The following is a 21,434-nucleotide window of genomic DNA, read 5'->3' as shown; positions in this document are numbered from 1 at the left end:
CCCCTGGCCGGGTGCCGGCCAGGGGGGTCGTCTCACCGCCGGATCAGGCAAGCTGGTACTGCGTGCGCCAGCCGCCGTGGTAGGTCTGGCGGGCCACCGTGGAGTAGGGGACCGGCGAGACGACGGCGCGCACCTCGAGCTGGCGGTGCGGCTCGACCGAGGCCTTGCGCGTGCCGCCGTTCGGCTCGCCCCACACGACGGTGACCTCGGCGCCCTCGGGCACCCCGGGGTCGACCGTCGCGAGCGACAGGGCGCGCTTCTCGTTCGCGCTGTAGCCCGTGAACATCGAGAATCCGACGACGGTGCCGTCGGCATCCTGGACCGCGTCGTAATTGGCGGAGCCGTAGTTGGCGAGCGGCAGATCGAAGAACTTGTAGCTCTCGTTCTCGGTGTCGAGGAGCGACGCGAAGATCTTGGTGACGTCCTCGGCGTTCCAGGCGAGCGTGACCTTCTTGCGCTGCGACGCCGGGTCGATCTTCTCGAGGGCGTCGCGGCCGATGAAGTCGTGGTCGAACTTCACGAACGAGCCGTAGCCGAGCTCCCACGGGGTGAGGTAGTAGTCCTCGATGTCGTCGGACACGAAGGATCCCGCGAGGGTGCCGGTGGCCTCGTAGCCGTCGGCGGGGAGCCACTCGCGGTAGGCGCGCTCGGCCTCTCCCGTGTAGATCGCGGGGAGGGGGGAGGGGATCCAGCCCGACTCGAGGGTGTTCGACGGGTACGCCCGCGAGCCGACGGGCACGAGGCCGAACTCGGCGCCCGCGTCGACGATCGCGTCGCGCACGCGGTGGTGGTCCTCGTAGGGGCCCCACACCTCGAGCCCCGGCGCCCCCGCCATGCCGTGACGGAGCGTGCGCACCTGCGCGCCCTCGATCTGCATCGTCGACATGCTGAAGAACTTGAGCTGCTCCAGCGGTCCGCCGTTGAGCTTCTCGATGACCTGCCACGCGGCGGGCCCCTGGATCTGGAAGCGGTAGTAGCGGCGGCTCACGGCGTCGCCGTAGGGACGCGACGGCGAGCGGCGGTCGACCTGCACGTCGAGGTTCTTGTACCCGCCGGTCTCGCCGTGGAAGAGGAGCCAGTTCGACGCGGGCGCACGACCCACGTAGACGAACTCGTCCTCGGCCTGGTGGAAGAGGATGCCGTCGCCGATTACGTGCCCCGACGCGGTCGTCGGCACGTACTGCTTGGCCCGGTCGACGGGGAAGACCTCGACCGAGTTGATCGCCGTGTCGCGGATCAGGTTGATGGCGTCGGAGCCGCGCAGGAACACGTTGTCCATGTGGTGCGACTGGTCGTACAGCACGGCCGTGTCGCGCCAAGCCTTCTGCTCTTTGATCCAGTTCTGGAAGTCGGCGGGCACGACGGGGTAGATGTACGAGCCGATCTGCGAGTTGCGCAGCAGCTCGACGGGGTTGGTCTGGTCCAGCAGCTGCTGGAGATTCTCGGCCATGGGGGGAACCTCTCTGTTCGGTCGGGTGGATGCCTCGGGGCGAGGCATCCCTTCTTTCTGGTCCGTCCGACGAGGCCCCTCGAGGCCGCGTCAGAAGACGATCGTGTGGTTTCCGTGCCGGATGACGCGGTCCTGCGCGTGCCAGAGGACCGCGCGCGAGAGCACGGCGCGTTCCACGTCGGCACCGCGGCGCTGCAGGTCGGCGGCCGAGTCGGCGTGGGTCACGCGGACGACGTCCTGCTCGATGATCGGACCCTCGTCGAGGTCCTCGGTCACGTAGTGGCTCGTCGCGCCGATGAGCTTGACCCCGCGCTCTTTGGCCTTGCGGTAGGGGGCGGCTCCGATGAACGCCGGCAGGAACGAGTGGTGGATGTTTATCACGGGAACGCCGACCTGACGGAGGAAGTCCGGCGACAGGATCTGCATGTAGCGCGCGAGCACGACGAAGTCGACGTTGCCGCGCAGCAACTCGACGATCTTGGCCTCGGCCTCGCTCTTGTCGGGCCCCTGCGAGGGGACGTGGAAGAACGGAACGCCGAACGACCGCACGTCCTCGGCGGTGTTCGTGTGGTTGGAGACGACCATCGGGATCGTCACGGGCAGGTCGCCGCGGCGGTGCCGCCACAGAAGGTCGAGGAGGCAGTGGTCGCTCGTCGACGCGAGGATCGCCATGCGCTTCGGGATCGACTGGTCGGTGAGGCGCCACTCCATGCCGTAGGGCTCGAGCGTCTTCTCCAGGTCGGCGTGGATCTCGGGCAGGGCGGCCGTCAGATCGGTGCGGTGGAAGACGACGCGCTGGAAGAAGCTGCCGCCCTGGGGGTCGTCGGAGTACTGGTCGAGCGACACGATGTTGCCCTGATTGCGCGTCACGAGCGCCGTGACGGCCGCGACCAGACCGGGCTGGTCGGGGCCGTGGACGATGAGACACGCGTGATCGCGGAGAGTCTCGGTGTGCAGGGTCATCGGCAGTCGCCTCCTAGGACTGAGCGGCGATGAAGTCGCGCGCCCATTCCGAGGTCGCGAGCAGCCCGCCGAAAGTGTAGAAGTGCAGTTTGACACTTCCGGCCGTCCTGGCCGCGCCCGCGCCCCCCGCCTCAGAGCCTGCCGAGTGGTCGTGCGCGAGGTGCGAGGCGAGGTCGGTGACGAACCGGTCGGGACCGGCGGTGCCCATGAGGTTCGTCAGCGAGAAGCCGTACTTCTTCACGATCATCGCGTTCGCGCCGATGCCGAAGCGGCGGGCGAAGCCGAGGAGACGCTTGATCCCGGCGGGGCCGGGCGTGCCGATCCGGATCTCCGTGGCGATGCCGCGGTCGCGGACGGTGTGGATCCAGTCGAGGACCGGATCGGTGTCGAACGCGAACTGCGTCAGGATGACGGCATCCATCCCCTGGTCCTTGAGGGCTGCGGACTTGTCCTCCAGGTGCCGCCACAGCACGTCGTCGGGGATGTCGGGGTGACCCTCTGGGTAGCCTGCGATCGAGACTTCGCGCACGCCGTACTTGGGCAGGAGCCCCGACTGGATCAGCGCGAGCGACGAGTCGTACGGGCCCTCGGGCGTCGTCGGGTCACCGCCCACCGAGAAGACATGCCCGGTCGCGCCGACCTCCTGCAGGCGGCCGAGGAACTCCTCGAGCTGGTCCTGACTCTGCAGGCGACGGGCGGAGATGTGCGGCACGGGGACGAAGCCGAGGTCCTTCACGGCCTTGGCCGCGGCGACGCGCATCTCGAGGTCCTCGTTGTCGAGGAAGGTGACGTTGATCTTCGTGCCGAGCGGGATCGCGTGCTTCGCCTCGTCGAGACCGGCGATGTCCTTGCCGGTCATCTCGAGGGAGTAGTCGCGGACGAGGTCGCGGGCCGCCTGCCGATCGGGTGCGGGGGACGTGCGTGCCACGGGTCGAGGTCCTTTCCTCATGCGGGCGTCTCTGCGTCGCGGGGTGTAACAACGGTACCTATCGACATAGGTAATGGCAAGAGGTAATCCGGGTGGCCGCGGAGGCATCGATATTCAATTCTTCTGTGTCGATCGTCAAGAAAGTATTGACACTCAACGTCCTTCGTTCCACCATGAGAGCGTCACCACGACGACGTGCTGGCCCTCCGCTCGCGGCGGATGGCGCCCGTCGAGGTTCCTGTCCACACCCGTCATGAGAGGCCTCCTCGATGAAGAAGAGACTTGCCGGCTTCGGCATCCTCGCCGCTGCAGCCCTTGCCCTCGCGGGCTGCACCGATTCCGCCGCCCCGCCCAGCGGAGCACCCACCGACGCCGGTGAAAGCGGGGAGATGACCCCCGTCCGCGTCGCTGCCCTTCCCATCGCCGAGACGGGCGCCCTCTGGGCGGCGATAGACGAGGGGATCTTCGCCGATCACGGCCTCGAGATCGAGGTCGTCCCCGCGCAGGGAGGCGCCAATGCCATCCCGGCCCTCCTGAGCGGCGACATCCAGTTCGCCATCGGACAGCCCTTCGGCCCGATCCGCGCCGACCTCCAGGACCTCGGCGTCACGATCATCGGCGACTACGCGAACAGTCTCCCGACGGGCACCGACGTCAACGCGGTGGTCGCCAAGGCCGACTCGGGAATCACGCGTCCGGCCGACCTCGCGGGCAAGACCGTGTCGGTCAACACCATCGGCGCGGCCGGCGACCTGACGATCCGCAAGGCCGTGCAGGACGACGGCGGCGACCCCTCGACGATCAAGTTCGTCGAGGTCGCCTTCCCCGACGTCCCGGCACAGCTCGAAGCGGGGACGATGGATGCCGCCTGGGCGCCGGACCCGTTCCGCGCCATGATCGTCGGCGGCGGCGGAACCTCTGTCCTGCAGCCCTACCAGGCCACGATCCCCGGCCTCACCGTGCTCACGAACATCACGAGCCAGAAGCTCATGGACGAGAAGCCGGACCTCGTCAAGGCCTACTCGGCCGCGATGTCCGAGGCGCTGGACTGGGCCTCCTCGCACGAGGACGCCGTGCGCGCGGCGATCGCGAAGAACCTCAAGATCCCCGACGAGGCCGCGGCCGGCATCACGCTGCCGACCTTCACCTGGGACCTCGGCGACGCCGGCATCGAAGACCTGGGCGCCCTCGCGCTCGAGTTCGGCTACATCGAGTCCGAGCCCGACTACTCCCGTCTGATCCAGCAGCAGTAGCCACGCGATGAGGGGATGGATGCCGCAGCCAGGCATCCGGCCCCTCATCCGCTCCACCCGACCCGCGTTCCCGATCGGAGCACCCATGGCCACCGCCACCCTGGGCGCCGCGCCCGCGCGGGTGCGCTCGCCGCGCCGCCAGCGGACGCTGCGCAAGGTCGTCCTCGGCCTCGCCGGCATCCTCGGCTTCCTCGTGACGTGGCAGCTCCTGCCCACGCTCGGGGTCGTCGACCCCCGCTTCTTCCCGACCGCGACCGAGACGCTCGCCGCGCTCGGCCAGCAGATGAGGGACCTCGAGTTCTGGCGGAACGTGGGCCGCACCATGACGGCGTGGGGCATCGGGCTCGCCATCGCGACCGTGCTCGGCACGGTGCTGGCCACGGTGATCGGGCTCGTCCCGTTCCTGCGCCGCGCGACGCACACGACCGTCGAGTTCCTGCGTCCGATCCCCTCGGTCGCGCTCATTCCGCTCGCCGTGCTCATGTACGGGTATCAGCTGCAGGCGGCGCTCGTGATCATCGTGTTCGCGAGCTTCTGGCAGGTCTTCATCCAGGTGCTCTACGGCGTCGCCGACGTCGACGCCGTCGCGCGTGACACCGCCCGGAGCTTCGGCCTCTCGCGCAGCTCGCGCATCGTGAACCTCGTCTTCCCCACCGCGCTCCCGTACCTCATGACCGGCCTGCGACTCGCTGCGGCGGTCGCCCTGATCCTCGCGATCACGGCCGAGATGTTCATCGGCAACCCGGGTCTCGGCCGCGAGATCGTCTTCGCGCAGTCGGCCGGCAACTACCCGACCGTGTACGCGCTCGTCATCGTGACAGGGGTGCTCGGAGTGCTCATCAACCTCGTCTTCCGAGCCGTCGAGCGGCGCGCCCTCTCATGGCACCAGTCGGTCCGCGGGGAGGAGGTCCTGTGACCCTCTACACAAGCACCGTCGTCACCCCCCGGCGCCCGTCGCGCGTCTGGGCGAAGATCGGCGAGAACACCGCCTATGCCATCGGGCTGCCGCTCATCCTCGTCGTCATCTGGGGGATCTGGGCGACCGTCGCCCCGGCCCAGTTCTTCCCGTCGCCGTCGGAGCTGCTCCAGGCGTTCGTCGACACGTGGATCGGTCCGGCGTTCTTCACCGACGTGCTGCCGAGTCTCGCCCGACTCGGCGTCGGCATCGTGATCTCGATCGCCGTCGGAATCGCGGCGGGGATGCTCATCGGTCTGAACCGGTGGCTGCGCGAGCTGCTCGAGCCGATGCTGGAGTTCTTCCGGGCGGTTCCGCCGCCCGTGCTGCTGCCCATCTTCGTCGTGCTGATGGGGCCGACGGACGCGATGAAGGTCGTCGTGATCGTCGTGGGATCGGTCTGGCCGATCCTCCTGAACACGATCGAGGGCGTGCGCTCGACCGATTCGGTCATGACCGAGACGGCGCGCTCCTTCGCGCTGACGCGGGGGGAGCGGCTGCGCTTCCTCGTCCTGCCGGCGGCGAGCCCGCGCATCATGGCGGGCGTGCGGCAGTCCCTGTCGATCGCACTCATCCTCATGGTCATCTCCGAGCTCGGCTACTCGTCGTCGGGAGTCGGCTTCCAGATCGTCTACTTCCAGCGCAACTACCTCATCGCCGAGATGTGGAGCGGCATCCTGCTGCTCGGACTCATCGGCGTGCTGCTCGCCGCGATCTTCGGGTTCGTCGAGCGGCGGGTGCTGCGGTGGTATCACGGAATCAAGGAGGTGGAGCGTGCCTGACGTGCTCCTCGAGGTCGAGCACCTCAAGAAGGTCTACGAGTCCTCGACCGGAAGCGTCGAGGCCATCGGCGACATCAGCTTCGCGATGGCGCCGGGCGAGCTCGTCTGCATCGTCGGGCCGTCGGGATGCGGCAAGACGACGCTCCTGAAGTGCATCGCGGGACTCCTCCGGCCCACCGCCGGCCTCGTCGAGCTGCACGGTCAGCGGGTCACGGCACCACCGCCGAACATGGCGCTCGTGTTCCAGGAGTACGGCCGGAGCCTCTATCCCTGGCTCACGGTCCGCGGCAACGTCGAGCTGCCCCTCAAGCACAAGGGACTCTCCCGCAGCGAGCGCGATCGGCTCATCGACGACGCCCTCCTCGCCGTCGGCCTCGAGCATGCAGCCCGCAGCTACCCGTGGCAGCTCTCCGGAGGGATGCAGCAGCGCGTGGCGATCGCCCGCGCCGTCGCGTATCAGCCCGAGGTGCTCATCATGGACGAGCCGTTCGCGGCGGTCGACGCGCAGACCCGGGCCGACCTTGAAGACCTCGTCCGGACGCTCCACCGCGACCGGGGCATGTCGATCCTCTTCGTGACGCACGACATCGACGAGTCGGTCTATCTGGGTGAGCGGGTCGTCGTCCTCTCCAAGTCGCCGACGTGGGTGCAGGAGGATCTCGCCATCGATCTCGCCCCGGAGCGCGACCAGATCACGACGCGGGCGCTTCCACGGTTCACCGAGCTGCGCACGCACGTCTACGAGCAGATTCAGCGTGCGAAGCGCGGTGAGGCCGTGCGGCCAGGCTCGCCGGCATGACGGGCTCGGTCACCGCGACGGCGCGCGCGGCCGCCGAGACGTCCGTGCTGACGCGCAAGCCGCGGCAGCTCCTCCTCGCGTTCTTCGGCGAGTACGTCTGCGATCGCTACTTCGAGCCCCTGCGCACCTCCGTGCTGCTGACCGTGCTCGAGGGAGCGGGGGTCGCCGCTCCCGCCGTGCGCACGAACCTCGACCGCATGGTCGCGAGCGGCCTGCTCGAGCGCCACCGGCTCGGGCGCGAGATCGGCTTCGAACTGACGCCCCACGGCAACGAGGTGCTCAGGGAGGCGTCGGGCCGCGTCAACGGGCCCGCGCCGTTCGAGCCCCTCGGGGAGGGGTGGACGCTCGTGACCTTCACCATCCCGGAGAACCTCCGCGATCTGCGGCATCGCCTGCGGGCGGCCCTCACGTGGTCGGGCTTCGGCGCCGTCCGCGATGGGCTGTGGATCGCGCCGGGGCGGGTCGACCTCGCGGCGGCACTGGGCGCGCTGATTCCCGACCTGCCGCCGGCATCCGTCATCGCCTTCTCCGCCACGGAGCTCGACGGGTTCCCCATGGCGGATGCGGTGCGGATGGCGTGGGACGTCGAGAGGATCCGCGAGGCGCACCACGAGTTCATCGCGCACTGGGAGCGGGAGGATGCCGCGGCCGACCTCGCTCCCGTCACGGCGCGCACCCTCCTCGTGGCGGACTGGCTCGCGCTGCTGCGCGCGGACCCGCGCCTGCCTCGGCAGTACATGGGCGACGACTGGCCCGCCGACCGCTCGTTCGAGCTCTTCACACGTCGGCACCGGGAGTTCGCCTTCCCCGCCGTTCGCGATTTCGCGGCGCTCATCGGCTGAGCGGGCGGGTGCCGGCCCGCTCAGGCGTCGCCGTAGCGCGCGCGAAGATCCGCCTTGCGGATCTTGCCCGACGCGGTGCGGGGGAGGTCTTCCACGACGATGACGTTCTTCGGCAGCTTGTAGCGCGCCACGAGGCCCTCGAGGTGACGCCGGACCGCCTCCGTGTCCACCTCGGCACCGTCGCGGAGGGTCACGACCGCCCAGGGGACCTCGCCCCAGCGCTCGTCGGGAACGCCCACGACCGCGACGCCCGAGATGCCCTCGATGTCGGCGATGAGGTTCTCGACCTCGGCCGGATAGATGTTCTCGCCGCCCGAGATGATCATGTCCTTCAGCCGATCGGCGATGAAGAGGTAGCCGTCCTCGTCGAGGTATCCGAGGTCGCCGGAGCGGTACCAGCCGTCGTCGGTGAAGGCCTGCACCGTCGCGTCGGGCATGCCGTGGTAGCCCAGGAACACGTTCGGGCCCGCGACCTCGATCTCGCCGATCGTGCCGCGGGGAACGACGTCGCCATGCTCGTCGGCGATGCGCACCTCGGTGAAGAAGTGCGGCAGCCCCACGCTGCCCTGCTTCGCGCGGGTCATCTCGGGCGACAGCGAGGTCGCACCGGGAGAGGTCTCGGTCATGCCGTACCCCTGCGAGAACGAGAGTCCGCGATCCTCGTACGCGTTGAGGATGCGCGTCGGCACCGCGGAGCCGCCGCACGTGAGCTTGTGCAGCGATGACAGGTCGGTCGTCGCCCAGGCCGGATGGTCGGCCATCATCTGGTACGTCGTGGGCACGCCGCTCAGCATCGTGATGCCGTGCCGCTCGATGAGGGCGAGTGCCCGGCCCGCCTCGAAGCCCTTCTCGAGCACGAGCGTCGCGCCCTTGAGGAGCACGGGAAGGGCTCCCATCCCGAGCGAGGCGACGTGGAAGAGCGGCGAGATCATGAGCGAGACGTCGGTCGAGACGACGTCGTAGTCGACGATGCAGTTGAGGGCGACCCACGTGAGGTTGCCGTTGCTCAGCACGGCGCCCTTGGGCCGCCCCGTCGTCCCCGACGTGTAGATGATGGCGGCAGGGTCGTCCAGCTCGACGTCGGCGACGGTGTGTCCGCCGGAGGCCTGGGTGATGAGGCGCGCCAGTCCGGGATGCTGCGGCGTCCCGTCGCCGGTCACGATGACGTGCGCGATGCGCCCGGCCTCCACCCCCGCCATCGCCCGCTCGAGGAACTCCGCGTCGAGCACGACGGCTCGCGCGCCCGAGTCGACGAGGACGTGGCTGATCTCGGGCGCGGCGAGCCGCGTGTTGACCGGGACGAACACGGCGCCGAGCTGCGCCGCGCCGAACATCACCTCGAGGAACTGGGGGCTGTTCTCGCCGATGTACGCGACGGCGTCGCCCTTGCGGATGCCGCGATGCCACAGCACGGCCGCGACGCGGTCGGCGTCGTCGGCGAGCTGTCGATAGGGGAGCACGTCGTCGCCGAAGACGACGGCGGTCTTGCCGGGGTTCTTCAGCCGGCGCTTGGCGAGCCAGAAGCCGATGCCGCGATTGCGCATGTCTCTCCTTCGAGCGTGCGGTGCGAGGGCGTGCGGTCCGAGGACGTTCGGGCCGAGGACGTCCCGGTCAGGCGTAGAAGCGGTACAGCCCGCGCGCGACGACGGCGGGCTTGTCCGCACCCTCGATCTCGATGGTCTGGTCGACGGCGAACTGGTATCCGCCGCGCACCTCGGTGACCTCCGCGATGACGGCGTTCATCCGCACGCGCGCGCCGACCTTGACGGGCGAGACGAAGCGCACCTTGTCGAGCCCGTAGTTGACGCGCGTCGTGACGTCGGTCACGTCGAACAGCTCCGACCAGAACTTCACCGTGAGAGAGAGGCTCAGGAATCCGTGCGCGATCGGCCCGCCGAACGGTCCGTCCGCTGCGCGCACCGGGTCGACGTGGATCCACTGGTGGTCGTCGGTCGCATCAGCGAAGAGGTCGACGCGGTCCTGCGTGACCTCGAGCCATTCGGTCCAGCCGAGGTCCGTGCCGGCGAGGCCTGCGACGTCGGAATAGTCGACGGTGGTGGTCATGGGGTCTCCTTCGATGGATGGGAATTCATGCGCCGAGTCCGAGGAGGCGGACCGCGTTGTCCTTGAGGATGCCGGGCATGACTTCCTGTTTGAGCGCCGTCGTCGCGACGTCGCGCTGCCACCGATCGGGGGTCAGCAGGGGGAAGTCCGAGCCGAAGAGCACGCGGCTCTTGAGGTACGAGTTCGCGGCGCGCACGAGCGTCTCGGGGAAGTACTTGGGACTCCAGCCTGAGAGGTCGATCCAGGTGTTGTGCTTGTGGGTCGCGACGGAGAGGGCCTCGTCCTGCCACGGCACCGAGGGGTGGGCCATGATGATCTGGAGGTCGGGGAAGTCCGCGGCGACCGGGTCCAGCAGGATCGGGTTGGACAGGCCGAGCCGAAGACCGCGCCCACCCGGCAGACCGGCGCCGATCCCGGTCTGCCCCGTGTGGAAGAGCGCCGGGACCGCGGCATCCTGGATCACCGCGTAAAGCGGATAGTGGCGCTCGTCGCTCGGATCGAACCCCTGCACCGTGGGGTGGAACTTGAAGCCGCGCACCCCGTGCTCCTCCACGAGCCGCCGCGCCCGGTCCACCGCGTCGGTGCGGCGGGGATCCACGGATCCGAACGGGATGAGCACGTCGTTGTTCCGTGCCGCACCCTCGGCGATCTCGGCGCTCGACACGGGGGAGTGGCCGAGCTGCGTCTCGGCGTCGACGGTGAAGACGACGGCTGCCATGCGGCGCTCGCGGTAGTAGGCGGCGACGGAGTCGAGATCGGGGCGCGGTCCGTCGGCCGAGAAGTACCGGGAGGCCGCCTCGACGAGATCGTCGGGGAGGGAGTGGTGCCCGTGCCCGTCGACCTCGATGTGCACGTGCACGTCGATCGCCGTGAGCGCGGCGACGTCGATCGCTGATTCGTAGCGGGTGGTCATTTCGCGTCCGGCGGTCCCTGAGCCTGACGAAGGGTCAGCGCTGCAGCTCGTCGGGGAGCGGCGGGAACCTCTCGCCCACCGTCTGCTCGTTGCCCTCGATGAAGGCGGGGAACCCGTCGACGAGGCTCTCGAAGGTCCAGCCGCCGTCGTGGTAGGCCGTCTGCACGGGCTCGGGATGCGACCACAGCTGCAGGCGGTCGCCGCCCACGCCGATGGCCTGGCCCGAGACGCCGGCCGCGGCATCCGACGCGAGATAGGCGATGAGGCCGGCGACGTCGTCGGACGTCCCGAAGCCGAGGTCGTGGCGGAAGAACGCGGGCATCGCCTCGCCCTTCTCGTCGGCTTCGACGGCAGCGGCGAAGTAGGGGACCGTCGCGGTCATCGCGGTCGCGGCGACGGGGATGACGGCGTTGACCGTGATGTTCGCGCGCTTCAGCTCGAGAGCCCACGTGCGCACCATGCCGACGATGCCGGCCTTCGCGGCCGCGTAGTTCGTCTGGCCGAAGTTGCCGCGCTGCCCCGTGGGCGAGCCGATGCAGATGACGCGGCCCGCCACCCCGTCCTCGCGCATGTAGGTGGCCGCCTCGCGGACGCACGTGAACGTGCCGCGCAGGTGGATGCCGATCACGGTGTCGAAGTCGTCGTCGCTCATCTTCCACAGCACGGTGTCGCGCAGCACCCCGGCGTTGGTGACGAGGATGTCGAGGCCGCCGAAGGTCTCGACGGCGGTCTGGACGAGCTGCTTCGCCGTCTCGGTCGGCCCCACGGGGGCGACGACCGCGACAGCCCGCCCGCCGACGGTCTCGATCGACTCGACGGCCGCGGCTGCCGCTGCAGGGTCGACATCGTTGACGACGACGGCTGCGCCCTGGCGTGCGAGTTCCTGCGCGTAGGCGAGGCCGAGTCCTCGGCCGGATCCGGTGACGATGGCGACCTTGCCGTCGAGTGACATCGCGTGCTCCTTCGTGAGGACGTGCCGGCCGACGCCGGCGAGATCATCTGAGCACAGATTCATTGAAAAAGTCAACGGTTGTAGATCTCAGTATTTGGTAAGGTCGGCCCATGCAGAGCAGCCCGAGTGCAGGCGACCGCCCCGCCGCGGGTGCGCGCGCCGCGTCGGCGGCGACCGACCGGCTGCGCGAGAGCGACTTCGGCAGGGACGTCAGTTTTCTCCTCGCCCGCGCCAATGCCCTCTCCGTCGCCGCGGGCAACGCCGCTCTCGCCGACCTCGGCCTGAAGGTGCGCTCCTTCTCCGTGCTCGCGCTCGCCGCGGGCGACGTCCGTCCGACCCAGCGCGATCTCTCCGAGTTCCTCCGCCTCGATCCCAGCCAGGTCGTGGCCCTCGTCGACCAGCTCGAGAAGCGCGGGCTCGTCGCCCGCACCCCCGACCCCGCCGACCGGCGCGCGAACGTCGTCGTGGCGACAGACGAGGGGCGCGCCCTCCACGCGCGTGCCGTCCGGGCCGCGCGTGCCGCCGAGCGCGATCTGCACGGCGACGTGAGCGAGGACGAGCGGACGATCCTCATCGGTCTGCTCGCCCGCATCGCCTACCCGGGCTGACGCGGCGCGAACGATGCCGCGGCTCAGCGCCGCTCGAGGACGTAGCGGTCGCGGCCGGCGAAAACTCCTACGGCCGTCAGCGCGACGAGGACCACGAGCACGAGTGCGAGCGACGCCAGCCACTCGCCTGTGAGGCTGTGCAGGGCGCCGAACGCGATAGGTCCGAGCGCGGCGATCACGTAGCCGACCGACTGGGACATCCCGGACAGTGCCGCCGAGGTGTCGTGGTCGCGCGCCCGCTGCGCCATCAGGGTCAGCGACATCGCGAGGGTCGCACCGCCGGTGAGGCCGATGAGCGAGGCCCACACGAGCACGGCGGCGGGCGCGACCATGAGTCCGATGACGCCGATGATCGCGAGGGACGGGATGAGCGCGGGCGCCCACCGCTCGAGGCCACCGCGGAGGATGAGCGGGAGGAGCATGCAGCCGGCGAGAGAGAACAGCTGATAGACCATGACGTCGATTCCCGCGACGACCTCCGGCCGGCCGATCGACATCGACAGCGGCGCGAGCCACGTCACGAACATGTAGAACATGGATGCCTGAAGGCCCATGTACGCCGCGACCAGCCATGCGACCCGATCGGTCCAGATGCCCGTTCGACCTCGGGGGGAGGACGTGCGGTCGTGCGCGCGACGGCCGCCGCGGTGCGCCCACCACCACGCGACGATCGCGAACGGCAGGAGAGCCGCCCCGTGACGAGGAGCGCGAAGCGCCATCCGGCGGGCTCCCCGCCGAGGTCGATGTGCGAGATCGGCACGGCGACGCCGGACGAGACGGCGCCGAGCCCCGCGAGCAGCGCCGTGTAAACGGCTGTCACTGCGGCGACATGCCGCGGGAACTCGCGCTTGACCACGGCGGGCATCAGCACGTTGATGATCGCGATGCCGATGCCGATGATCGCGGTGCCGATCCACAGGGCCGCGACCGGTTGGATGAGCGAGCGCACGAGGGTCCCCGCGAGCAGGACGAGCAGCGACCACAGCAGTGTGCGGGGCTGTCCGAACCGCCGGCTCAGCTCGTGCGCGAGCGGCGAGAACACCGCCCACGCGATGAGCGGGACGGCGGCGAGGAGCCCGAGGGCCGTGACCGAGAGACCGGTGTCGGCGCCGATCTGGTCGAGGAGCGGGCCGAGGCCGGTGATCGCCGGCCGCATGTTCGCGGCGACCAGGCACACGGCGACGAGCAGCATCGCGATCGCCGGCGTCCGCTTCCCTTCGCCCATAGGCATCGGACTCTACACCCGGCCCGCGGACCCCGGCCCGGCGGCATCCCCCACCCCTCTGGCGCCCCGCCCCGCGGACCCCGGCCCGGCGGCATCCCCCACCATCCCCGGCGCCCGCCCCGCGATGTCCCACTTCCCCGACCTCATGTCCCACTTTGCGATGCTCCAGCCGCCGTATGCGGTGGAAAGTGGGACATGCAGGTCAGGCCGGTCAGGCGAGGCCCTCCAGCGGCCAGCCCGTGTACGCCTCGGCGAGGAATGTGCGGCCGGCTTCGGACTCGACGACGGAACGAAGCTCGCCGAGCTGGCGGCGACGGTCGAAGTCGGAGGCATCCGGAGCGACGTGCAGCATGCTCGTCATCCACCAGGAGAAGTGCTGGGCCTTCCAGATGCGGTGCAGCGCCGTCTCGGGGAAGGCCTCGAGCGGCCGCTGGTCGTTCTCGAGCAGCAGCGCGCGCAGCGCCTTCTCGAGCACGAGCACGTCGGCGACCGCGAGGTTCATTCCCTTCGCGCCGGTCGGCGGCACGGTGTGCGCCGCGTCTCCGATGAGGGCGACCCGGCCCTTCAGCAGCTCGTGCGCGACGAAGCTGCGGAAGCGCAGCACGTCGCGCTGGAAGATCGGGCCCTCCTGCAGCGTCGTGCCGGGCACGCGCTTCTGAAGCTCGTCCCAGAGCTGCTCCTCGCTGTACGAGCTCGGGTCGACCTCGGGGTCGCACTGGAAGTACATGCGCTGCACCGTGGCGCTGCGCTGACTGATGAGCGCGAAGCCGTCGGGCGAGTTCGAGTAGATGAGCTCCTCCGCGCTGGGCGGGGCCTCGCATAGGATGCCGAACCACGCGAACGGGTACTCGCGGAAGTAGCCGCCGGTCGACGATCCCGTCACGGCGGCGCGGGCGACGCTGCGCGACCCGTCGGCACCGACGACGAACTCGGCCTCGATCGCGAGGGGCTGGCCGTCGCCATCGACGGCGAACACAGTGGGCCGGTCGGTCTCGGCACCCTCGACGCGCTGCGCCGTCACGCCGAAGCGGAGGTCCTGCCCCGCCGCGAGCCGAGCCCTGATGAGATCCTTGAGGGCTTCGTGCTGGGGGTAGAGGTAGACGGCGCGGTCGACGAGCGCGGCGAAGTCGATGCGGTGGCCGTCGCCCGCGAAGCGCAGCTCGATGCCCTCGTGCCGGTTGGCGGCGGTCAGCACGCGGTCGGAGGCCCCCGACGACGCGAGCACCTCGACGGTGCCCTGCTCGAGGATGCCGGCGCGGATCGTCGTCTCGATCTCATCGCGCGTGCGCTGGTCGATGACGATCGACTCGATGCCGGCATTGCCGAGGAGGTGCGAGAGCAGGAGTCCCGCGGGACCGGCGCCGATGATGGCGACGCGGGTGCGGACGGTGGCGGTCATGGACGTCTCCTTCGACGAATGATTCGGGATGCTGCGCTCCAGTGTGCGCGGCATCGTGCGAGCGAGATCGCCGTCTTCCCGATCAATGGGCAATTGCTCGTCGCCGGTTTCGCTTCGACGCTTGGACACGCTCAGCGACCGGTACCCGTCATCGGTCGCCGACCCTGTCGAGGGGTCGAGCCCGAACCCGCGAGGGCTCAGCGACCGGAGAGGGCCGCCCGGATCGCACGCGCGGCGCGGAGCAGCTCGGTGATCGCGACGTCGGGTGCGGCATCCCGCGGCAGGACGACCGACAGTGCCGCGATCACTTCGCCCGTCTCGTCGCGCAGGGGCACGGCGACGCCCGTCGACACCGCCTCGACGGTCCCGCGCGCGACCACGAAGCCCTGCCGGCGCACCTCGGCGAGGGTGCGGCGCAGGGCCGCGGCATCCACCACCGTCTCCGTCGCCAGCGCGGGCAGGGGACCGGCGAGCACGCGTTCCTGCACCTCGGCGTCGGCGTAGGCGAGCAGGACGAGCCCCGACGACGACGCGTGCAGCGGCAGGCGTCCCGCGATGCGCGTGATGTTGGCGCCGGCTTCGGGATGCGAGAGGCGCTCGAGGAAGAGGGCCGAGTCCTGCTCGAGCACGGCGAGCTGCGTGTGCTCGCGCACGCGCGCCTGGATCCGCTCCATGTGCGGCAGGGCGGCCTGCCGCAGGCGCAGCGCTCGCGACCCGCGGAGCGCCAGCTCCCACAGCCGCAGGCCGAGGCGCACGCGGTGCTCGTCGTCCCGTTCGAGGAGCCCCTCGCGCACGAGCTCGTCGACGACGCGATGCGCTGTGGACGAGGGAAGGCCGGCGCGGCGCCCGATCTCGGACGCCGTCTGCACCGTGCGGTCGGCCGTGAACGTGTCGAGCACGCGCACGATGCGCTGCGTCATCGAGTCGCCCGACGGCGAGTTGGCCATGCGCCCCAGGATGCCACCTCCCGCTGGCCGGGTATGCGGGAGTAGCCTCGGGTCGGGAGGACGCGGTGGCCGACGACGGGGAGGGCCTGCTGACGCGCGCGATGCGCGTCCTGCAGTGCTTCACGGATGAAGAGCCGGCGCTCACGGCAGCGCGCATCGGCGAGCTCACGGGGCTGCCGTCGTCGTCGCTGCATCGCCTGCTCGGACAGCTCACGACCTACGGGATGCTCGCCAAGGCGCCCGCGCACCGGTACACGATCGGCGTGCGGCTGTGGGAGCTCGGCGAGCTCTCGCCCCTCTCGCTGCAGCTGCGCGAGACCGCGCTGCCGCACATGCTGCGGCTCTACGAGGCGACGGGCGAGAACGTGCACCTCGCCGTGCTCGACGCGCCGACGCCCGAGACGGCGACGGCCCTGTACGTCGGCCGCATCACGGGCTCGGGGTCGATCCCGACGCTCAGTCGCATGGGCGGTCGGCAGCCGCTCCACACGACCGGCGTCGGCAAGGCACTCCTCGCGACGCGCGACGAGCTCTGGCTGGACCGCTTCTTCTCGCAGCCGCTGGAGCGTGAGACGACGCACTCGATCACGAGCGAGGCCGCCCTGCGGGGCGAGCTGGATCGCGCGCGGCAGCGCGGGTTCGCGACGACGCACGAGGAGATGACGCTCGGGAACGTCTCGGTCGCGGCTCCCCTCGGCGCGCTCGAGGGGCTCCCGCCCGCCGCCGTCGGCGTGGTCGTGCATCTCGATCGGGCCGACGAGCGACGGCTCGGACCACTCGTCGTGCAGGCGGCGCGCGACATCCGCACCGCCCTGCTTTCCCGCTGACCGGGATTGTGATGCGGGATGCCGCGACCCCGGTGCGACCCTGAGACCGACCACGTGTGACCGTCGAAGGGGACTTCATGACCGTCGTCGACTCAGACCGCCAGGGCCAGGAGGCGTTCTCGTCATCCGTCGTGCTCGAGCCGACCGCCGCTGCACCGGAGACGCTGCTCGCCTCGCACGACATGCCGACGCAGAGCCGGATCACGCAGGAGATCATCGACCTCCACGCCGACGCCGAGCGCCGGCTCGCCGCGGGAGAGCGGGTACCGACGACGCTGTACGACTTCGCGCCGTACCGCTCCAGCATCCTGCGCCACCCGACCAAGAATCCCCGTCTCGTCGACCCCGAGACGATCGAGCTGTGGTCGCCCGCGTTCGGCCAGCGTGACGTCGCGCTCATCGAGTCCGACCTCACGCTGCAGCACACGGGCGAGCCGCAGGGCGAGCGCATGACGATCGAGGGGCGTCTCCTCGACTCGTGGGGCCGGCCGCTGCGCAACCAGCTCGTCGAGATCTGGCAGGCGAACGCCGCCGGTCGCTACATCCACCAGCGCGACCAGCATCCCGCCCCCCTCGACCCGAATTTCACCGGCGCGGGCCGGATCGTCACGAACGACGACGGCGAGTACAAGTTCACGACGATCAAGCCCGGTCCGTACCCGTGGAAGAACCACATCAACGCGTGGCGGCCGGCGCACATCCACTTCTCGGTGTTCGGCTCGGCGTTCACGCAGCGCATCATCACGCAGGTCTACTTCCCGGGCGACCCGCTCTTCCCGCTCGACCCGATCTACAACACGATCCGCAGCCAGAAGGACCGCGACCGCCTCATCGCGGCGTACGACCACGACCTGACGGTCCCGGAGTTCTCGATGGGGTACCGGTGGGACATCGTGGTCGACGGCCCCGACGCGACCTGGTTCGAGCCCGAGGAGGGCGAGCACTGATGGCTTCCCACGACACCGCCGCAGCTCTCGCCGGCCGCCCGGACAAGACGCACGGCGCCTCGCCGGGGCAGACGATCGGCCCGTTCTTCGCCTTCGGCATCAACTACCCGAAGATGCACGAGGTCGCCTTCCCGCACTCGCCGGGGGCGATCGTGCTCGGCGGAACCGTGTACGACGGGGCCGGCGCGCCGATCCCCGACGCGTGCATCGAGATCTGGGGCGCCGACTCCGACGGCACGATCCCGCGTGGGCGCGGCTCGCGCCGCCGCGACGACCACACGTTCACGGGCTTCGGCCGGTCGTACACGACCGACGAGGGGCGCTACGAGTTCTGGACGCGCAACCCCGGCTCGGTCGACGGCGAGGCGCCGTTCTTCGCCGTCATCGTGTTCGCGCGCGGACTGCCGAACAAGCTGCACACGCGCATCTACCTCCCGGAGGACGCCGAGCGCCTCGCCGCCGATCCCCTTCTGGCCTCCCTCGACGAGGGCGAGCGCGCTACGCTCATCGCGACGCGCGAGCCCGACGGGTCGCTGCACTTCGACATCCGGCTGCAGGGCGATCAGGAGACGGTCTTCCTCGCGTACTGATCGGAAGGGCGCGAAGTGAGCGAGCCACCACTCGACGTCGGACTCCTGACCCCCGTCGCGGTGGGCAGCGACGATGCCGTGACGGATGCCGCGGTCCTCGCGGCCCTCGTGCACGCCGAGGTCGCGCTCGTCCGCGCGTACGAGGCGGTCGGTGTCGCCCCGGCAGGCACGGGCGACGCGATCCAGACCGCCCTCAACGAGGCGGCACCCGTTGACGCGGCGGCGCTCGCGGCCGCGTCCGTCGCGGGCGGCAATCCGGTCATCCCGCTCGTCGGTGAGCTCAGGCAGCGCGTGCCCGACGACGCGAAGGCGTGGGTGCACCGCGGGGCGACGAGCCAGGACATCGTCGACAGCGCCCTCATGTTCGTCGCGCGCGACGCGTCCGACCTGGTCGCGGGTGCCCTGCGCGAGGTCGTCGAGGCGCTCGCCGCGTTCGCGTCCGCGCATCGCGACGACGTCGCCGCCGCCCGCACCCTCACACAGCACGCCGTGCCGACGACCGTCGGGCTCCGCGCCGCGAACTGGCTCCGCGCCGTCCGCCGGGCGGAGGGGAGGGTGGATGCCGCGACCCGCGCCCTGCCCGCCCAGCTGGGCGGGGCGGGGGGCACGCTGGCCGCGTCGGTCGAGGTCGCCGGGGCCGAAGCGGCCGCCGCGCTGCCCGCGGCCTTCGCGAGCGAGCTCGGCCTCGCGCCGCCCGACGCGCCGTGGCACACGACCCGCTGGCCCGTGACCGAGCTCGGCGACGCGCTCGTGCAGGCGATCGACGCGGTCGGCGTCATCGCCGCCGACGTCGCGACCCTCTCGCGCACCGAGATCGGCGAGCTCGCGGAAGGCTCGGGCGGCGGATCGTCGGCGATGCCGCAGAAGCAGAACCCGGCGGCATCCGTCCTCATCCGCTCCGCCGCGCTGCGCGCGCCGCAGCTCGGCGCGACCCTCCATCTCGCCGCCGCGCTCGCCGTCGACGAGCGCCCGGACGGCGCGTGGCACGCCGAGTGGCCGACGCTCCGCGAGCTTCTGCGGCTCGCGCTCGGCGCGACCGCACAGGCCGTGACGCTCGTGCGCGGGCTCCGGGTCGACCGCGCGGCGGTGGCACGCAACCTCGCGACGACCGGCGGACTCATCGTCGCGGAGCGGCTGTCGCTCGTCCTCGGCCCCGTGCTCGGAGCGAAGCGCGTCGCCGAGATCGTCCGCGCAGCGGGGGAGGGGCAGGACCTCGAGGCGCTCGTCGACGAAGCCCTCGTCGAGGCCGGGACCGAACGCGTCGACGTCGGCCCCCTCCTCGACCCCGCGAACTACACCGGAGTGGCCGGCGAGCTCGTCGACCGCGCCCTCGCCGAGATCACGCCGCCTGAGAACGAGGTTCCATGACCGTTCCGCCCATCGCCGTCACCTCGCCCACAGGCCCCGACGGCGCGCCGCTGCTCGTGCTCGGTGCGTCGCTCGGCACATCGAGCGTGCTGTGGGAGGACGCCCTGCCGGCGCTCGCCGAGCGGTATCGCATCGCGGTCGCCGACCTCCCCGGACACGGGGCATCCGCTCCCGCGACCGAGCCCTTCACGATCGGCGAGATCGCCGACGCCGTCGCGGGGGCGGTCGCCGAACTCGGCGAGCGGCGCGTCCGATACGCGGGGGTGTCGCTCGGCGGAGCCGTGGGGCTCGAGCTGCTGCTGCGGCATCCCGCACTCGTCTCGTCCGCCGCGATCATCGCCTCGGGCGCGACGCTCGGCGGGCCGCAGGGCTGGCTCGACCGGGCCGCGCAGGTGCGTGCCCAGAGCACGTCGAGCCTCATCATCCAGTCGGCGCAGCGCTGGTTCGCGCCGGGGTCCATCGAGCGGCATCCCGTCATCACGGGCCGGCTGCTGCACGCGCTGCAGGACGCCGACGACGAGAGCTACGCGAAGTGCTGCGAGGCGCTCGCGCAGTACGACGTGCGCGAGCGGCTCGGCGAGATCGCCGTTCCGGTGCTCGCGGTGTGGGGTGCGCACGACGAGGTGACGCCGGAATCCTCGCTGCGCGAGATCGCCGACGGCGTGCAGCGCGGCCGCGCCGTCGGGCTCGACGACGCGTCGCACCTGCCGCCCGCCGACGACGCGGCCGGCCTCGCGCACCTGCTGCTGGACTTCTTCGAGGAAGGGGATGCCGCATGACGACGAACGAGGGACTCTCCGACGCCGAGCGCTGGGAGCAGGGGATGACGGTGCGCCGTCAGGTGCTCGGCGACGAGCACGTCGACCGGTCGATCGCGAACACGACCGACCTGACGGCGGACTTCCAGGACTTCATCACGCGCGTCGCGTGGGGCGACGTCTGGTCGCGGCCGGGCCTCGACCGGCGCTCGCGATCGATCGCGGTGCTGACGTCGCTCATCGCCCACGGGCACCACGAGGAGCTCGCGATGCACCTGCGCGCGGCGCTGCGCAACGGCCTCACCGTCGACGAGATCCGCGAGGTCATCCTGCAGTCGGCGGTGTACTCCGGCGTCCCCGCCGCCAACACGGCCTTCCGCATCGCGGGGCAGGTGTTCGCGGACGAGACGTGAGCCGAGAAGCGTGAGCTGCGAGGCGTGAGCCACGAGGCGTGAGCCGAGAGGCGTGAGGCGCCAGGCGTGCGCCGCGAGGCGTAAGGCACGAGCGGTGAGCCGAAGATGGGTGGATCCACCGATCCGCGTACGAGCCGTCTGCGGTGACATCGAAGGGTGCGGTCGCTCGGACCGCCCCCGATGAAAGGCACCACCATGGCACTCTTCATGGACGTCCACTCCCTCGAAGGCCCCGTCACCATCGACGACGTCTCGACGGCGCACGCCGCCGACCTCGCCCACCAGGAGACGTACGGGGTCCACTACCTGCGCTACTGGGTCGACGAGAAGGCCGGCAAGATCTTCTGCCTCGTCGACGCCCCCGACGCCGACGCGGCGAACACCGTGCACCGCGAGGCGCACGGCCTCGTCGCCGACGAGATCTATCTCGTCGCGGAAGGCGTCTGAGCGT

The 21,434-nt window shown here is 70.6% G+C and carries 24 protein-coding genes; 13 read left to right on the top strand and 11 right to left on the bottom strand.

What is annotated here, in order from left to right:
• Positions 1-43: 43 nt before the first annotated feature.
• The 3 genes from AAIB33_RS15195 to AAIB33_RS15185 form a co-directional block, all read right to left on the bottom strand.
• Entirely contained in the window at positions 44-1,450 is a 1,407-nt protein-coding gene (locus AAIB33_RS15195) for an aminomethyl transferase family protein (RefSeq protein ID WP_345800801.1), read from the bottom strand.
• A gap of 90 nt (positions 1,451-1,540) precedes the next feature.
• Positions 1,541-2,413, bottom strand: coding sequence for a formyltetrahydrofolate deformylase (gene purU / locus AAIB33_RS15190; protein ID WP_345800800.1), 873 nt, complete (start codon positions 2,411-2,413; stop codon positions 1,541-1,543).
• Positions 2,414-2,426: 13 nt separating this feature from the next.
• A complete protein-coding gene (locus tag AAIB33_RS15185) occupies positions 2,427-3,272 on the bottom strand; it encodes a methylenetetrahydrofolate reductase (protein ID WP_345803451.1) in 846 nt (281 codons plus the stop codon).
• Positions 3,273-3,610: 338 nt separating this feature from the next.
• Here AAIB33_RS15185 and AAIB33_RS15180 point away from each other — a divergent pair, with 338 nt between their 5' ends.
• The 5 genes from AAIB33_RS15180 to AAIB33_RS15160 all read left to right on the top strand — a co-directional run bounded on the left by AAIB33_RS15180 (position 3,611) and on the right by AAIB33_RS15160 (position 7,972).
• Positions 3,611-4,594, top strand: coding sequence for an ABC transporter substrate-binding protein (locus AAIB33_RS15180; protein WP_345800799.1), 984 nt, complete (start codon positions 3,611-3,613; stop codon positions 4,592-4,594).
• 85 nt (positions 4,595-4,679) lie between these two features.
• Positions 4,680-5,510 (top strand): ABC transporter permease, encoded by an 831-nt coding sequence (locus tag AAIB33_RS15175; RefSeq protein ID WP_345800798.1) that lies wholly within the window; start codon positions 4,680-4,682, stop codon positions 5,508-5,510.
• Complete coding sequence (locus AAIB33_RS15170) at positions 5,507-6,331, top strand: ABC transporter permease (protein WP_345800797.1); 825 nt, start codon at positions 5,507-5,509, stop codon at positions 6,329-6,331. Before AAIB33_RS15175 ends, AAIB33_RS15170 begins: the two co-directional genes overlap by 4 nt.
• A complete protein-coding gene (locus AAIB33_RS15165) occupies positions 6,324-7,130 on the top strand; it encodes an ABC transporter ATP-binding protein (RefSeq protein ID WP_345800796.1) in 807 nt (268 codons plus the stop codon). Before AAIB33_RS15170 ends, AAIB33_RS15165 begins: the two co-directional genes overlap by 8 nt.
• Positions 7,127-7,972 (top strand): PaaX family transcriptional regulator C-terminal domain-containing protein, encoded by an 846-nt coding sequence (locus tag AAIB33_RS15160; RefSeq protein ID WP_345800795.1) that lies wholly within the window; start codon positions 7,127-7,129, stop codon positions 7,970-7,972. Before AAIB33_RS15165 ends, AAIB33_RS15160 begins: the two co-directional genes overlap by 4 nt.
• A 20-nt stretch (positions 7,973-7,992) precedes the next feature.
• Here the strand turns inward: AAIB33_RS15160 and AAIB33_RS15155 are convergent, their stop codons facing one another.
• From AAIB33_RS15155 to AAIB33_RS15140, 4 genes are all read right to left on the bottom strand, one after another.
• Entirely contained in the window at positions 7,993-9,516 is a 1,524-nt protein-coding gene (locus tag AAIB33_RS15155) for a long-chain fatty acid--CoA ligase (RefSeq protein ID WP_345800794.1), read from the bottom strand.
• Between the two features lie 67 nt (positions 9,517-9,583).
• Positions 9,584-10,036 carry a MaoC family dehydratase gene (locus tag AAIB33_RS15150; protein WP_345800793.1) on the bottom strand — a complete coding sequence of 151 codons (453 nt, stop codon included), beginning with the start codon at positions 10,034-10,036 and terminating at the stop codon, positions 9,584-9,586.
• Between the two features lie 25 nt (positions 10,037-10,061).
• On the bottom strand, positions 10,062-10,949 hold the full coding sequence (locus tag AAIB33_RS15145) for an amidohydrolase family protein (RefSeq protein ID WP_345800792.1): 888 nt from the start codon (positions 10,947-10,949) through the stop codon (positions 10,062-10,064).
• A 34-nt stretch (positions 10,950-10,983) separates the two neighbouring features.
• Entirely contained in the window at positions 10,984-11,901 is a 918-nt protein-coding gene (locus AAIB33_RS15140) for an SDR family NAD(P)-dependent oxidoreductase (RefSeq protein WP_345803450.1), read from the bottom strand.
• Positions 11,902-12,011: 110 nt separating this feature from the next.
• Here AAIB33_RS15140 and AAIB33_RS15135 point away from each other — a divergent pair, with 110 nt between their 5' ends.
• Positions 12,012-12,509 (top strand): MarR family winged helix-turn-helix transcriptional regulator, encoded by a 498-nt coding sequence (locus AAIB33_RS15135; RefSeq protein WP_345800791.1) that lies wholly within the window; start codon positions 12,012-12,014, stop codon positions 12,507-12,509.
• A 23-nt stretch (positions 12,510-12,532) separates the two neighbouring features.
• Here AAIB33_RS15135 and AAIB33_RS15130 read toward each other — a convergent pair whose 3' ends face one another.
• The 4 genes from AAIB33_RS15130 to AAIB33_RS15115 form a co-directional block, all read right to left on the bottom strand.
• Positions 12,533-13,045 (bottom strand): hypothetical protein, encoded by a 513-nt coding sequence (locus AAIB33_RS15130; RefSeq protein WP_345800790.1) that lies wholly within the window; start codon positions 13,043-13,045, stop codon positions 12,533-12,535.
• Complete coding sequence (locus tag AAIB33_RS15125; protein WP_345800789.1) at positions 13,027-13,734, bottom strand: MFS transporter; 708 nt, start codon at positions 13,732-13,734, stop codon at positions 13,027-13,029. The genes AAIB33_RS15130 and AAIB33_RS15125 overlap by 19 nt, the downstream gene beginning before the upstream one ends.
• Before the next feature lie 211 nt (positions 13,735-13,945).
• Positions 13,946-15,133, bottom strand: coding sequence for a 4-hydroxybenzoate 3-monooxygenase (locus AAIB33_RS15120; RefSeq protein ID WP_345800788.1), 1,188 nt, complete (start codon positions 15,131-15,133; stop codon positions 13,946-13,948).
• A gap of 197 nt (positions 15,134-15,330) precedes the next feature.
• Positions 15,331-16,080, bottom strand: a complete 750-nt coding sequence (locus AAIB33_RS15115) for an IclR family transcriptional regulator (protein WP_345800787.1) — start codon at positions 16,078-16,080, stop codon at positions 15,331-15,333.
• A 65-nt stretch (positions 16,081-16,145) separates the two neighbouring features.
• Here AAIB33_RS15115 and AAIB33_RS15110 point away from each other — a divergent pair, with 65 nt between their 5' ends.
• From AAIB33_RS15110 to AAIB33_RS15080, 7 genes are all read left to right on the top strand, one after another.
• Positions 16,146-16,907: an IclR family transcriptional regulator gene (locus tag AAIB33_RS15110; protein WP_345800786.1), complete on the top strand. Its 762-nt coding sequence runs from the start codon at positions 16,146-16,148 to the stop codon at positions 16,905-16,907.
• A 77-nt stretch (positions 16,908-16,984) separates the two neighbouring features.
• Positions 16,985-17,854 carry a protocatechuate 3,4-dioxygenase subunit beta gene (gene pcaH, locus AAIB33_RS15105; RefSeq protein ID WP_345800785.1) on the top strand — a complete coding sequence of 290 codons (870 nt, stop codon included), beginning with the start codon at positions 16,985-16,987 and terminating at the stop codon, positions 17,852-17,854.
• Positions 17,854-18,444, top strand: coding sequence for a protocatechuate 3,4-dioxygenase subunit alpha (pcaG, locus tag AAIB33_RS15100; protein WP_345800784.1), 591 nt, complete (start codon positions 17,854-17,856; stop codon positions 18,442-18,444). The genes pcaH and pcaG overlap by 1 nt, the downstream gene beginning before the upstream one ends.
• A gap of 15 nt (positions 18,445-18,459) precedes the next feature.
• Entirely contained in the window at positions 18,460-19,812 is a 1,353-nt protein-coding gene (locus AAIB33_RS15095) for a lyase family protein (protein ID WP_345800783.1), read from the top strand.
• Complete coding sequence (locus AAIB33_RS15090; RefSeq protein WP_345800782.1) at positions 19,809-20,591, top strand: alpha/beta fold hydrolase; 783 nt, start codon at positions 19,809-19,811, stop codon at positions 20,589-20,591. The genes AAIB33_RS15095 and AAIB33_RS15090 overlap by 4 nt, the downstream gene beginning before the upstream one ends.
• A complete protein-coding gene (pcaC, locus tag AAIB33_RS15085) occupies positions 20,588-20,983 on the top strand; it encodes a 4-carboxymuconolactone decarboxylase (RefSeq protein ID WP_345800781.1) in 396 nt (131 codons plus the stop codon). The genes AAIB33_RS15090 and pcaC overlap by 4 nt, the downstream gene beginning before the upstream one ends.
• A gap of 195 nt (positions 20,984-21,178) precedes the next feature.
• Positions 21,179-21,430 (top strand): DUF4242 domain-containing protein, encoded by a 252-nt coding sequence (locus AAIB33_RS15080; RefSeq protein WP_345800780.1) that lies wholly within the window; start codon positions 21,179-21,181, stop codon positions 21,428-21,430.
• Positions 21,431-21,434 lie beyond the last annotated feature (4 nt).

This window comes from Microbacterium sp. AZCO, from assembly GCF_039614715.1.
Classification (GTDB): Bacteria; Actinomycetota; Actinomycetes; order Actinomycetales; family Microbacteriaceae; genus Microbacterium.
The sequence above is the reverse complement of the archived record's forward strand: the minus strand, read 5'-3'. Positions and strand labels throughout refer to the sequence as shown.

Excerpts from the sequence above, each read along its gene's own strand:
- AAIB33_RS15145 (WP_345800792.1), bottom strand. The coding sequence starts at position 10,949 with ATGACCACCCGCTACGAATCAGCGATCGACGTCGCCGCGCTCACGGCG.
- AAIB33_RS15195 (WP_345800801.1), bottom strand. The coding sequence starts at position 1,450 with ATGGCCGAGAATCTCCAGCAGCTGCTGGACCAGACCAACCCCGTCGAG.
- AAIB33_RS15125 (WP_345800789.1), bottom strand. The coding sequence starts at position 13,734 with ATGGGCGAAGGGAAGCGGACGCCGGCGATCGCGATGCTGCTCGTCGCC.
- AAIB33_RS15185 (WP_345803451.1), bottom strand. The coding sequence starts at position 3,272 with ATGACCGGCAAGGACATCGCCGGTCTCGACGAGGCGAAGCACGCGATC.
- AAIB33_RS15120 (WP_345800788.1), bottom strand. The coding sequence starts at position 15,133 with ATGACCGCCACCGTCCGCACCCGCGTCGCCATCATCGGCGCCGGTCCC.
- AAIB33_RS15115 (WP_345800787.1), bottom strand. The coding sequence starts at position 16,080 with ATGGCCAACTCGCCGTCGGGCGACTCGATGACGCAGCGCATCGTGCGC.
- AAIB33_RS15175 (WP_345800798.1), top strand. The coding sequence starts at position 4,680 with ATGGCCACCGCCACCCTGGGCGCCGCGCCCGCGCGGGTGCGCTCGCCG.
- pcaC (WP_345800781.1), top strand. The coding sequence starts at position 20,588 with ATGACGACGAACGAGGGACTCTCCGACGCCGAGCGCTGGGAGCAGGGG.
- AAIB33_RS15090 (WP_345800782.1), top strand. The coding sequence starts at position 19,809 with ATGACCGTTCCGCCCATCGCCGTCACCTCGCCCACAGGCCCCGACGGC.
- AAIB33_RS15155 (WP_345800794.1), bottom strand. The coding sequence starts at position 9,516 with ATGCGCAATCGCGGCATCGGCTTCTGGCTCGCCAAGCGCCGGCTGAAG.
- AAIB33_RS15135 (WP_345800791.1), top strand. The coding sequence starts at position 12,012 with ATGCAGAGCAGCCCGAGTGCAGGCGACCGCCCCGCCGCGGGTGCGCGC.
- AAIB33_RS15150 (WP_345800793.1), bottom strand. The coding sequence starts at position 10,036 with ATGACCACCACCGTCGACTATTCCGACGTCGCAGGCCTCGCCGGCACG.
- AAIB33_RS15140 (WP_345803450.1), bottom strand. The coding sequence starts at position 11,901 with ATGTCACTCGACGGCAAGGTCGCCATCGTCACCGGATCCGGCCGAGGA.
- AAIB33_RS15160 (WP_345800795.1), top strand. The coding sequence starts at position 7,127 with ATGACGGGCTCGGTCACCGCGACGGCGCGCGCGGCCGCCGAGACGTCC.
- pcaH (WP_345800785.1), top strand. The coding sequence starts at position 16,985 with ATGACCGTCGTCGACTCAGACCGCCAGGGCCAGGAGGCGTTCTCGTCA.
- AAIB33_RS15080 (WP_345800780.1), top strand. The coding sequence starts at position 21,179 with ATGGCACTCTTCATGGACGTCCACTCCCTCGAAGGCCCCGTCACCATC.
- pcaG (WP_345800784.1), top strand. The coding sequence starts at position 17,854 with ATGGCTTCCCACGACACCGCCGCAGCTCTCGCCGGCCGCCCGGACAAG.
- purU (WP_345800800.1), bottom strand. The coding sequence starts at position 2,413 with ATGACCCTGCACACCGAGACTCTCCGCGATCACGCGTGTCTCATCGTC.
- AAIB33_RS15130 (WP_345800790.1), bottom strand. The coding sequence starts at position 13,045 with ATGTTCTACATGTTCGTGACGTGGCTCGCGCCGCTGTCGATGTCGATC.
- AAIB33_RS15180 (WP_345800799.1), top strand. The coding sequence starts at position 3,611 with ATGAAGAAGAGACTTGCCGGCTTCGGCATCCTCGCCGCTGCAGCCCTT.